Origin of the sequence: Comamonas endophytica, from assembly GCF_023634805.2 — a bacterium.
GTDB lineage: Bacteria > Pseudomonadota > Gammaproteobacteria > Burkholderiales > Burkholderiaceae_C > Comamonas > Comamonas endophytica.
Window position 1 is genome coordinate 18513 of sequence record NZ_CP106883.1, and the last position, 12171, is coordinate 30683.

Genomic DNA, 12171 nt, shown 5'->3' on the forward strand with positions numbered 1-12171 from the left:
GTCATGGCAGTCGTGGAGAAATCGGGCGCCGCACGTTTTCCTCTGCCGCCGAATGCCCCCTCGTGACATCCATTCCGCTACAGGTTTGGCTTGTCTAGCTCAGTGACATGTTGCGGAAGCCGTATACCGTGAAGCGCCCAGAAGGCGGTGATTCCCAGCAATGAGGACAGCCACAGTGCGCCTGAACCCCACTGGGAGACGGCCATGCCAAAGAGAAACGGCGAGCCGGCTTGCAGAATGCGCGCCGGTACCATCAGCCAGCCCTGGCGCAGACCATAGCCGTGCGCGCCGAACACCTTGAGCGGCAGCGTACCCACGGCGATGGTCAGAATGCCGTTTCCCAACCCATGCAGAATGGCAAAAACGCTGGCCGCAGGGGCACCAACCAAACCCAGACAGATGGCGGCCAAGGGATGGGCAAGGATCGCCAGTTTTGCGCACAGCAGCGGATGTGCATTCCTGAGGAACCCGTACTCTGCCAAGCGTCCCGCCACCTGTGCAGGCCCCACAAGCGCTGCGGCCCAGATAGCTACCGCCACCGTTCCGCCTGTAATTTGCAGCAACTGTGGCAGGTGGGCAGCCATGGCGGTGCTGATAAACCATGAGACAGCGAACACATAGGCCATTAGACACACGGTGCGCCTGCGGAACTGCACTTCCTCGCTTGCGTCCTGCATTCCTTCTTGTCTGCGGTCGCTTGACCCCTCCTCGGCCGCTTTTGCAGCCCGTGGCAACAACATGTTGAGCGGGAGCCCCAGCAACAGGTGCAGCGCCGCCCAGGTCAAACAGGCCTCGCGCCATCCAAACTCATGCGCAAGATGGCTGGATAGTGGCCACCCGATGGTGCTGGCGAATCCTGCAAACAGCGTGATGCCAGTGATGGCGGGTCGGGCGTCCTGACCATAGAGGCGCACAACCGTGGAAAACGCTGCCTCGTACAGGCCGCTGCCCATGGCAATACCCATGATGGCCCAGGCCAGAAACACCTCGCTGGACTGGGTGGCCTGACTCAGTATCGCCAGTCCGGCAGCAAATACCAGGTTGCTTGCGATCAAAACCGGACGGCCACCGAAACAGTCGATGAGCCGACCGGCCACGGGCCCAGTGGCAGCTGAAACCAGCAGTGCCGCTGAGAACGCGGCGAACACTGTGGAGTACGCCATGCCAACGGCACGGCTGATTGATTCAGCCAGCACCGCGGGCAGGTAGTACGACGATGCCCAGGACAGCGTTTGCGCCACACCCAGCATGACGGTGGTCTGTGTGCGGCGCTGCATCGTCGCGTCGCCTTAAATGCTGCGTTGGTTGACCCGCTGGGACAGCGCCTCGGCGCTTTCGCGCCGTTCGCTGTAGCGGTCCACCAGGTAGTCCGCGCAGTCGCGGGTCAGGATCGTGAACTTGATCAACTCCTCCATCACATCAACCACCCGTTCGTAATATGAGGACGGCTTCATGCGACCTGCTTCGTCGAACTCTGCAAAGGCCTTGGCGACGGACGACTGGTTGGGGATGGTGAGCATGCGCATCCAGCGACCCAGCACGCGCATCTGGTTGACAGCATTGAAGGACTGCGAGCCCCCGGAGACCTGCATCACGGCCAGGGTCTTGCCCTGGGTCGGCCGTACGGCGCCCACGGCAAGGGGAATCCAGTCGATCTGGGCCTTCAGGATTCCGGTCATGGCCCCATGGCGCTCGGGTGAGGTCCAGACCATGCCTTCCGCCCATAGCGCCAACTCACGCAACTCCTGCACCTTAGGGTGGTTGTCCGGTGCATCGTCGGGCAGAGGCAGTCCGCGTGGGTCAAAAATCCGCGGCTCGGCCCCCATTGCTCGCAGCAGCCGGGCTGCCTCCTCCGTCAACAGCCGGCTGTAAGAGCGCTCCCGGGCCGACCCATAGAGCAGCAAGATGCGAGGGGGATGTGCAGCGCGCTGCTGCGGCAGCAGCCGCGCCAGGTCTGGCACTTCGAACGATTGCATATCCAGGTTGGGGAGATCAGTGCTTTGCAACACATTGTCCTTTCGCGTCGATGACGGCTTCGCCGTCTTCCTTGGAGAGTGCGCCCTGTTGGGGCCGAGGTAGGATGTCCAGCACAGCCTCGGAAGGGCGGCACAGGCGGGTGCCGAGCGGCGTCACCACGATGGGGCGATTGATCAGGATCGGATGCTCGAGCATGAAATCGATCAACTGCTGGTCGGTCCACTTCGGGTCGGCCAAGCCCAGTTCATCAAAAGGCGTGCCCTTTTGCCGCAGAAGATCGCGCACGGGAATTGCCATCGTGGCCAGCAAACGCTCCAGCGTAGCCCGGTCGGGTGGCGTCTTGAGATACTCAATGACGCAGGGCTTTTCGCCGCTGTTGCGGATCAAGGCCAGCACGTTGCGGGACGTGCCGCAGGCGGGGTTGTGGTAGATGGTGATGGTGCTCATGGCAGGTCCAAAGCAAAGGGGCGCTTCAAGCAAAAAGGCTCAGGCGCAATGCCAGGGCCGCGAGGGTGGCCAGCAGAACCGGGACGGTCAACACCGCACCGACCTTGAAGTAGTAGCCCCAGCCAATCGTCATGCCCTTCTTGGCCAGCACATGCAGCCACAGCAGCGTGGCCAGGCTGCCGATGGGGGTGATCTTGGGGCCCAGGTCACAGCCGATCACATTGGCGTAGACCATGGCTTCCTTGACGATGCCACTGGCACTGGAGGCATCGATAGACAAAGCGCCCACCAGCACGGTCGGCATGTTGTTCATCACGGACGACAGCAGGGCAGACAGCAGGCCTGTGCCCAGGGCCGCGCCCCATATGCCGCCCTGCGCAAAACGGTCCAGTAACGCCGCCAGGTAGTCTGTCAGGCCCGCATTGCGCAGACCGTAGACCACCAGGTACATGCCCAGGGAGAAAACCACGATTTGCCAAGGAGCGCCGTGCAATACCTTCTTGGTGCTGATGACAGCCCCGCGCCCAGCCACCGCCAGCAAAATGGCAGCGCCCACCGCCGCGACGGCGCTGACCGGCACGCCCAGGGGCTCCAGGCCGAAGAAGCCAACCAGCAACAGGACCAGCACCACCCAGCCCGCACGGAAGGTGGCCGGGTCCTTGATGGCATCGGCGGGGCGTTTGAGCTTGCCAAGGTCGTAGGCTGCGGGAATGTCACGGCGGAAGAACAACAGCAGCATGGCCAAGCTGGCGATCACCGAGACGATGTTGACCGGCACCATGACCGCGGCGTATTCATTGAATCCGATATCGAAGAAGTCGGCCGAAACGATATTGACCAGATTGGAAACGATCAGCGGCAGGCTGGCCGTGTCGGCGATAAACCCTGCCGCCATGACAAAGGCCAAAGTGGTTGCCGGCGAGAAGCCCAGGGCCACCAGCATCGCCATGACGATGGGCGTGAGGATCAGCGCGGCCCCATCGTTGGCGAACAAGGCAGACACGGCCGCGCCCAGCAGCACGATGAGCGCAAAGAGCCTGGTGCCACGGCCGCCGCCCCAGCGCGCAAAGTGCAGCGCGGCCCATTCAAAGAACCCGGCCTCATCAAGCAGCAAGCTGATGATGATCACTGCGACAAAGGTGGCCGTAGCGTTCCACACGATATTCCAGACCACCGAAATATCCGTCAGCTGCACGACCCCCAGCAGCAGCGCAATGGCCGCGCCCAGTGAAGCGCTCCAGCCGATGCCCAGGTTACGGGGTTGCCAGATAACCAAAACCAGGGTGAAAACAAAGATCAGGGCAGCCGTGAGCATAGTGTGGGAGTGCGAGGGGTGAGAGGTCTGCGTTCGTGGGCGACGGCGCAGGAAATCAGGAGGCCGACATGTCGCGCGCCGTGCCTTGCAAGCGCGCCTTGTCCAGCTTGTCGGCGGGCAGGTTGACCAGTAGTTCCAGGCGGCGACGCATCAGGTGCATGGTCTGGCGGAAGGCTTCCAGCTTGGTGTCCTCAGGCGCATCGCCTGCGGAAGGATCGGGGTAGCCCCAGTGCGCCGTGGCTGGATGCCCAGGCCAGATCGGGCAGACCTCGCCCGCAGCGTTGTCGCAAACCGTAATGATCAGATCCATGTGGGGTGCCTCGGGCGTGGCGAACTCGTCCCAGGTCTTGCTGCGCAGGCCGTCCACCGACACGCCGGCGCGCTGCAACACTTGCAGGCCCAGGGGGTTGGGCTGTTGGTTGGCACGTGGGCTGCTGCCGGCCGAATAGGCCTTGAAGCGGCCCCGGCCCATGTCGTTGAGCAGGGCTTCTGCCAGGATGCTGCGCGCCGAGTTGTGGGTGCACAGGAACAGGACATTCAAGGGGGCAGTGGTATCGGTCATAGGTTTTAGCAGCAGGACTTGAGGACGAATGGTGCGAGGTGCGCAGACGGTCACCGCTGCGGCACGCGGGGAAAGGCACAAAGCAAGCGGTGCCGCTCGCCTGTTAGATCAGCAATTGCAGGCGGAGGCATCCGCAGGCGTGCAAACAGCGCCCTGACAGCAGTTCTCGGTGAGATAAGCCAGCAGTTCGTTCATCGTTGGGAAGGCTGCGCGGTAAATCACGTTGCGCCCTTGGCGCTCCTGACTGACCAGTTCCGCATGGGACAACTCCTTGAGGTGGAAGGACAGCGCATTGGGTGCAATGCCCAACTGCTCTGCCAGGACGCTAGGGGTAAGGCCCTCCGGTCCAGCCACCACCAGAGCGCGGAACACACGCAGGCGGGCCTCATGTGCGAGGGCTGATAGCGAACGAATGACTTGGGTCTCTTGCATAAATCAATGATACAACGATTATTGAATTAATGGTTAAAAAAGAGTATTTCGATCGCAATGTTCGTTACCGGTCGGCCGCGTGATGGGCGGGTTTGAGCTGGACTTCACAGTTGTACTGCCGTCCAGCGACGGCAATGCACGCGGCCTGTAGGTCATCGCAAGCGAGCTTGCAGGGGGCAGTGTGATCAAGCACTGAGAATGGGCGTCTTGTGCTGCCGTCTTGATCATGGTCGCTGTGTCTTTTTGATGGCATTCGGTGTTCGTCCATCAGGCGTAATGGTGTGGCTCAGGCTATCGACCAATTTCTCCATGGCTTCTATTCCATCTTCAACCGCAGCACGCTCTGTGTCTTGCAACGGGATTTCCTGAAGCATGCGCGTGAGATTCGCCCCCGCTTCGAGCGCCTGGGCCTTGGCCGAATCTTTCGGTAAATAGAACGAGCATTTGGCACACGCCATCCGGTGTGGACATTGATCGAAGAAGTCGTAGGTGCATAACCCATGTCCCAGGTCGTAGAAACGCCAGGGCTCGCCCCGGGCAGCTGCGCCGCTGCGCACTGCATCCTGGTCGACGAGCACGGCGATCGTGCGCAAGTTGCGCTCGAAGTACCCAGCCCGCTCGATTGAACCCGCGAGCTTAGTCGGTGTCACCGTGACGTAGTGTTGGGTGGATTGAGGTGAAGCGTGGCCGAGCCAGGCCTGCAGCTCGAATATACCCAGCGGTTCCCTGGCGTTGAAGAGCTGGCTTGCAATGGTGGCGCGCGCGCGGTGGCTGGTGATGCGACCGCGTGCGTCTTCCAGTGGTATGCCGGCCTTCCTGCACAACAGCGGAATGAGAGCTCGGTTGAGGTATGCCCCGGCAACGCGTCTTCCGCGATGCACAAATAGATAATCCACCACGCTACCCGTCTTAGCATCGGTCATGCTCGGATGAGGCAAGCGCTCTCGTTCCCAGGCCTCGACTGCATGGCCCACGACGGCATCAATCGGCTTCGTGAAGGCGGTGGACGTCTTGTTAACGGGCACGTCGAGAAAACACGTCGGTGAAGCAGCCACATCGTTGGGGCCTGGTTGCCAGCGGATACAACCGATCTGCAGCCGCAGCGATTCGTCGCGGCGTAGTCCTGCGAACAGCCAGAGTACTGCCAGGGCCCGAATCATCGTGATCGGATAGCGTGTTGGTTGATCGGCACAGCCTTGCCGACTTGGGGTAGGTTTCAAGTCTTCTTCACTCAGATTGAGACCCGCCCACATTAGCTTTGCCCACGCGCCGTCGGCCACGATGCGTGGCTGGGGTCCGATCAGTACACCGACGGCGCGCGGCAACCCGAGCGCGCGCACCGGATCGAAGCGTTGAGGGATCCACTCCCATTCCTGAAGGTCACGGAAGAAGCTGCGAACGCTACGCAGATGCGAAGCCTTGGCAGCAGGCTTGAGCGGGTCACCACGCTGCTTCAGGTACATGCCACCGGGATTCGACCATCGGCCAATCGTCATTCGGGCAACAGTCGCCACGTATTCCAGCGCCGTCGCGCGAGTCCAGTCGGCAGGACTATTGATCTCAGGATGTATTTCGGCGAGCCAGCGACCACACTTCAGCAGCGCATAGTAGTCTCCCGTGATCGAGGAGGCAGCTCGTACGGCAGTGGCTCTCCAACGCTCGCACCACTGCAGCCACTCATCTGGGATACCGTCGGTCGCACGGTACTCGTCTGCCGGACGGCGACGATCGTTGACGCGGTGATCCAAGCCATGCGTGAGCAACTTCAGACGCACCAATGTCCGAGAGAGTGTTGCAACCCCACTGCGAATGAATGCCGCACCGGTTCGAGCAACTTGCTGCAATGTATGAAGGGTCAGGTCGTCGATACGTGGACTGCGTTGGATGAGCAGCGCGGTATAGAGCGCGTTCGAAACGCTGGGCCGATGGACCGACCTAAAACCGACCTTGCTCATCTCGTCGAAAACTTGGCGGTTGGCGTGCTCTACGGCTTCGCGTCCGAACACCTTGATCGCGAGGCGGTACGGGAAGAAGCGTCCGATCTCCGGGATCCGATCAAAGCCGCACAGGAGATAGGCCACTGCGATAACGTACTGGCGGCAGTTGCCGTTGCCCCCGTAGCGACTTCGGAAGGCCGCTTCGCTGCTGCACAGCACGTCGAGCCAGTCATCACTGGTCCATCCCCAGTAGGCGATACCGCGGTATTGCATCTCGACAATCACAAGGTGAATCACAGAATTGCGTGGCGCCTGTGCGGCAGGTATGCGTTCCAGCAGTTCGTGAAGCGGGCATAACAGTCGCGCCAGTGCTTTACGGGACGCTGTGGGCCATTGCCGTCCATGGCTAGCGAAGTGCACGCGAAGCACCTCCAGTGCCGCACGCTCGTTGGCAGCAAGCACAGGGCTTTGTTCCTTGAGCGAAAACGACTTTTGCGGTATCGCATTCGCCGGCGCGATCGCGTTCGCCACATTGCTCATGCTGAGCCTCCCCGGAGTTGGTCCAGTCGTGCCTCATGGACCGCAGCCATGCTGCGGGTAAACCGGTCTGAGAGATCACGCGCGCTCAGATGAATGTAGAGCAAGGTCGATTGAATGCAGCGATGGCCGGCAAAACGGGCGATCTCCTGGATGTCCCAGCCAGCACGTGCCAGGTCCGTCAGGCAGAGGTGACGGAAGCTGTGGGTCGTCAGTGCGGGCACCCCGGCGTGCAACGCGAGCCTGTGTACTACTTTCGACCAAGTCCACTTGGTCAGGGGCGTCGCTCGATTGCGTGAGGACTCCGATAGGAACAATGGACCTCGCGGGCTGCCCAAGCGACGACGTTCGGTAAGGTAGGCCACGTAGAGCTCTGCGCTCACCACCGAGTAGGGGACAATTCGCTCCTGCCGGGTCTTGGTCGTCTCGGCCCGAATGCGAAGCAGGCGTCTTGCCGGATCGATGTCTCCCGTGGCAAGCGAACACAGTTCCTCCCGACGCAGCGCACAGTCATACGCAAGGGCGAGCATCAAGCGGTTGCGGACTGGCTCGCTGCGCGCCGTGCACAGTAAAGCCTGCCAATCCGAATCGTCGGGAATCCAGGGAAGCCGCCGCTGAATGGGGATGAGGCCGCGTTGTCCGACACCGAACCCACCGGAAGCGGCTCCGCGTCGCCCGCGCGCGACAGGATTCGTTGTGCGCACACCCTCTTCGACCAAGTAGTCATAGAACAACCGGACAACGGTGAGCCGATGGCGGATGGAAGCGTTGGAAAGAGCGGAGACGGTGCTGGAAGGGACCTCCACGCCACAGGAGCGCCCAGCCAGTTCGCGCACGTAAGCAGCGATCTGAGCGCTCCCAACACTTGTGACATTCAACTCCATCCGTCGACAGAAACCGAGGTAGTGATCCAGCCCACGCGCGTAGGCGGCGACGGTATTGGGAGCTCTTAGCAGATCAACCTGCAAGGACACCCACGCGTACGCAAGGGCATCGCTGCAGAGGTTCGCCAACGCACGCCAAGGTTCTGTAGACATCGTGCCTCCTGGGGATTGCCTACGCTACTCCAGTTGGGCACGGCAGTCAGTCAGACATTCCACGTAATAGATAGGCCAAGGCGCTTGGAATCAAGATGGGCCAGCCGCACTTCGAGATCCGGCACCTGGAGCAGAGCGCTGGACTTGTCTGCCTGTCAGCGAATTTCGAGCTCTACGGCGACATCAGTGACCGGATGATGACGCTGGCTGCTGGCCTGGGTCCTCTGCAGGAGATCTATTCCATCGACGAGAGCTATGTCGGCGACTTGGAGGGCGTTCGCGACCTGACGCAGCGCGCTTGGGCGGTCCGCTCGCGCATCCACCGCTGGACCAGCATTCCGACCTGTGTCGGCCTGGCACCCACGAAGACGCTGGCCAAGTTGTGTAACCACGTGGCCAAGGACGCTGAGCGCAAGCCGGGAAGCTACCCCAAGGAGTTTGCCCAGGTATGCAACTGGGCAGAAATGTCGGCAGCCGCACGCCAGGATATTCTCCAGCGCACGGCTGCGGCGGAAGTCTGGGGCATTGGCCGCAGGATCGCGGCCCAGCTGGCGGAGCAGGGAATCCTGACGGCCTGGGATGTTGCCCGGATGCCCCCGGGCAAGGCCCGCAGGGAGTGGAGCGTGGTGCTCGAGCGCACCGTACTCGAGCTACAGGGCATGAGCTGCATCAGCCTGGAGCAGGCGCCGCCGCCGAAGAAGCAGATTGCCAGCACGCGCAGCTTTGGCCAGGCAATCACCGATTTGCCGCCGCTGATCGAGGCGGTGAGCGAATTTGCTACGCGCGCCGCGGAGAAACTGCGCGCCGGCGGCCAGCGCGCCGGTGCGCTGCAGGTCTTTGCGCATACCTCGCCGTTTCGCCCGGGACCGCGCTTTTACCGCTCGGCCACCATCCAGCTGCAGCCTGCCTCATCAGACACCAAGGTGCTGGTGGGCGCAGCCGTTGCGGGCCTGCGCTCGATCTATGAGCCTGGCTACCAACTGGCCAAGGCTGGGGTGATGCTGCTGGACTTGGCAGCCCCCGGGCCGGAGCAGCAGGCGCTGGATTTCGCAGTGCCGGGCCCAGTGCGCGACCAGAGCCCGCTGATGGAAGTGATGGATCGAATCAACGGTCGCTGGGGCAAGGCCACGGTGCATGTGGCCAGCACCGGGAATGCCGAGAAAGCCGTATCCGATTGGAGGATGAGACCAGAGCGCCGGACCCCAAGGTACACCACGGTTCTGGATGAGGTGCCGATTGCACGCGCTTAAGGGCACTGCAGCGGAATCTGCGCAGCAAGCGCACGGCCTTGGAGGCTCCCTCCCCTCCTGGAGCTTCTTGACCTATGGGCTTCGCCCTTCCCCCCTTTAGTACACACCTTGCCGTAGGCGTCCCTTAACTTGTGCCAGCTGCTGACGGTATCAATCGGCGCAGCGCTGGCATGGACCAGTTCACACTCCACTAATATATATACTTATATATATACATACCTGCACCTGTCTCTTCTCATTTGCGCGAGTGAGCTCTGTCATCAACGATGCTCGAGTTAGTTTGAGCCTGACTTGCAAGTAATCCAAGGTGCTGGGGAGCGCGGCTGTTGCGGGCCTGTGCTCGATCTACGCGCCGGGTTACCAGCTGGCCAAGGCGGGGGACATGCTGCTGCACTTGGCGGGAATGGGTCCCGAGCAGCGGGCCCTCGACTTCGCGGCGCCGGGCCTGACGCGCAGCCAAAACCCGCTGATGGAAGTTATGGACCGGATCAACGGACGCTGGGCAAAGCTGCGGTACATGTCGCCAGCACAAGGAATGCCGAAGGTCGAGTTCGGCTGGAGGATGAGGCAGGCGCTCCAGACACCTCGGTATACGACGGCACTGGACAGTTGCCGATTGCGCATGCCTACATGTGAAGGCTCCGAAGGCGTCATAGTCAAACGGATTCACTCGAATATATATACCTATATATATTTATATATACGTATATATATACCTACCACAATTGTCTTGCTGGCTCTTCCTGTGGTTGTCTACTCGAGTGTCCTGTCGTACAACGATGCCTCCCTAAAAGTGGCATGCGTTTGGGGCAGTAAAATCCCCGGCAGGTTACCTCGGCCGTCCTGCGTCAATCCACCTTTGGGTCATGCCCCGCGCGAGGTTGTAGCGAGCGCAGTTGTATTGCTCCATATGATCTAGCTCTGTGTTAGCTATGACGCGCAGCGCAGCAAGGTCAGCAGCGTCGACAGGCACCTGCAAAAATGCGTCTTCCAGCGTTCGGCCGTAAAAGACAACGAACTGCATGAGCTCATTGAGGGCCTGGCGGTATCGGGCGCGAAGCGGATCGGGTACGCCCAGGGAGGCTCGCAGCACGCTGTACTTCTCAATCGAGCGACGGTAGATAAATTCAAACAGCTCCACAGCTGCAGCGACATTGCGCTGTTCGTAGACGCCAAGCATGGCGGTCGCATAGTCGTTGCGCTCCACATCCAGGAAAGACAGCGGCGCGCAGTTGTACAGCATGAGCGGCATGTTGGCGCTCAGCCTGCTCGTGCGCTTGTTGCCATCCGCAAAGGGTTGTAGATAGGCTACGTTGACCCATAGGAAGAATGCTGCTTCCACCGGGTTACGGATGTGTCGGACCTTGTCGATGATGACCTTGAGCGTTTCTTCCAAGAGGGTGGGGATGTTGCTCGGGGTGTACACAGAGCCGTGGATGTTCACCACGCGCTGGCGGATGCTGCCAATGTCGCGCGAGTCCTTCAAAAGGTCCTTCATCAACTTGGCTTGCAGGTCAACAATGATGGGCACGGTAATGCCCTGTGTCGGCACAGCATCGACCATGAACTCGATGGCGTTCTTGTGGTTGAGCAGCATCAAGGTGTCTTCATCGAGGGGACCCACTTGCTCACCGAGCTCAAAGAGCTCCTTGGTATCTAGCAAACTCTTGCTATTGCCCTCCAGTCGCGATGACGACCAGGACAGGTCGATGAGCAGCTGCTCCAGAACCTCGCGCGCATAGGTTCCTGCGGGCTGCTGATCACGACTGCGACCGGCATTGAACAGCTCGGTGGCCAACTGCTGCGGCAGCAAGCTGGATTGGTTCGGGATGTAGTTACCCAAAAACTGCTTTCATAACCCACCAGAGTACGTGTTCCGAGAGGCGCAAGAAGCGTTTCGACCAAGGGCATCGCAACGGGCGACCAACGCAGCGGACCAGGCCCCGCTGGCATGGGCGCGGCTGCAGTCGAAACTCGCAGTGCCGCTCTGGCCGCATCGGTGGCCACGTAGCGAGTGGACCGACCATCCCCAGCTTTTCCAGAAATCCCGTGGTCAGGAGGTCTCGCAAATCCCGGTTGATAGTGGGCCGGGAAACTTGGAGGGCTTGCTCCAGTGCGCCGGGCTGTATAGGCCCGCTGGCAGCAAGGACCAAGCGCAGCAACGCATGGTGACGAGGCAACAGACGGGGGGTGCTCATGAAATAAAGATTCTCTTCAATCTTGTCAGCTGATAAGATTATGGGCGTAAACTCATCAAAATGACAAGATTAGACACTAATCTAATCGGCCGGATAGGTTTATGACAAGATTATTGATGGCAGTGAACCACCGATGCATCAGGAGCACATGTTTGTAGTATATATATAGGTATATATATACCTTCGAATTTCATGTCTTTTCCATGTTCAACCAGCAATGATTCAGGTTGCCAAAAGTGTTCGACCCAATTGCGGAGCAAGAAGTCGCTAATAGGGTTGCCATGAGATGGCTACGGCTTCGTTCTACGCGGGCAATCACGTAAGAAGACGCCACACCCTTTCCACTCTGGTATCGAACACATGACAATTTCAAAACCAAATCTTCTTATATATATATACCTACTTCTTCTCTCGCGTTGGATCTTAGCCAGTCTTGTGATTGCAAAAAAGGGAGGATGCCTGCGGCAGGCAGCTGGCAA

The 12171-nt window shown here is 60.3% G+C and carries 11 protein-coding genes and 1 pseudogene; 2 read left to right on the forward strand and 10 right to left on the reverse strand.

All coding sequences use genetic code 11. The annotated features are described in order from the left end of the window. Positions 1-77 precede the first annotated feature (77 nt). The 8 genes from M9799_RS20030 to M9799_RS20065 form a co-directional block, all read right to left on the reverse strand. Entirely contained in the window at positions 78-1277 is a 1200-nt protein-coding gene (locus tag M9799_RS20030; protein WP_231045139.1) for an MFS transporter, read from the reverse strand. A gap of 12 nt (positions 1278-1289) precedes the next feature. Then, complete coding sequence (gene arsH, locus M9799_RS20035) at positions 1290-2006, reverse strand: arsenical resistance protein ArsH (protein ID WP_304505218.1); 717 nt, start codon at positions 2004-2006, stop codon at positions 1290-1292. Continuing rightward, entirely contained in the window at positions 1993-2424 is a 432-nt protein-coding gene (gene arsC, locus M9799_RS20040) for an arsenate reductase (glutaredoxin) (protein ID WP_231045141.1), read from the reverse strand. The genes arsH and arsC overlap by 14 nt, the downstream gene beginning before the upstream one ends. Positions 2425-2449: 25 nt before the next feature. Beyond that, a complete protein-coding gene (locus M9799_RS20045) occupies positions 2450-3739 on the reverse strand; it encodes an arsenic transporter (protein WP_231045142.1) in 1290 nt (429 codons plus the stop codon). A gap of 55 nt (positions 3740-3794) precedes the next feature. After that, positions 3795-4301 (reverse strand): arsenate reductase ArsC, encoded by a 507-nt coding sequence (locus tag M9799_RS20050; RefSeq protein WP_231045143.1) that lies wholly within the window; start codon positions 4299-4301, stop codon positions 3795-3797. A 108-nt stretch (positions 4302-4409) separates the two neighbouring features. After that, a complete protein-coding gene (locus M9799_RS20055; protein WP_263726270.1) occupies positions 4410-4733 on the reverse strand; it encodes an ArsR/SmtB family transcription factor in 324 nt (107 codons plus the stop codon). 224 nt (positions 4734-4957) lie between these two features. Next, the gene (locus M9799_RS20060) at positions 4958-7210 is read right to left on the reverse strand and encodes a tyrosine-type recombinase/integrase (RefSeq protein WP_231045064.1); all 2253 of its coding nucleotides are present in this window, start codon (positions 7208-7210) and stop codon (positions 4958-4960) included. Beyond that, entirely contained in the window at positions 7207-8244 is a 1038-nt protein-coding gene (locus M9799_RS20065) for a tyrosine-type recombinase/integrase (RefSeq protein ID WP_231045065.1), read from the reverse strand. The genes M9799_RS20060 and M9799_RS20065 overlap by 4 nt, the downstream gene beginning before the upstream one ends. 74 nt (positions 8245-8318) lie before the next feature. On the opposite strand from M9799_RS20065, the pseudogene M9799_RS20070 reads away from it, so the two are divergent. Continuing rightward, positions 8319-9494, forward strand: a pseudogene (locus tag M9799_RS20070) (Y-family DNA polymerase); the annotation flags it as partial. A 469-nt stretch (positions 9495-9963) separates the two neighbouring features. Next, on the forward strand, positions 9964-10413 hold the full coding sequence (locus tag M9799_RS20685) for a DUF4113 domain-containing protein (RefSeq protein ID WP_377009259.1): 450 nt from the start codon (positions 9964-9966) through the stop codon (positions 10411-10413). On the opposite strand, the gene M9799_RS20075 is transcribed toward M9799_RS20685, so the two are convergent. Further along, positions 10324-11337 carry a Fic family protein gene (locus M9799_RS20075; protein ID WP_263726285.1) on the reverse strand — a complete coding sequence of 338 codons (1014 nt, stop codon included), beginning with the start codon at positions 11335-11337 and terminating at the stop codon, positions 10324-10326. The genes M9799_RS20685 and M9799_RS20075 overlap by 90 nt on opposite strands. Beyond that, complete coding sequence (locus M9799_RS20690) at positions 11330-11692, reverse strand: HTH domain-containing protein (RefSeq protein WP_422692701.1); 363 nt, start codon at positions 11690-11692, stop codon at positions 11330-11332. Before M9799_RS20690 ends, M9799_RS20075 begins: the two co-directional genes overlap by 8 nt. Positions 11693-12171: the final 479 nt, after the last annotated feature.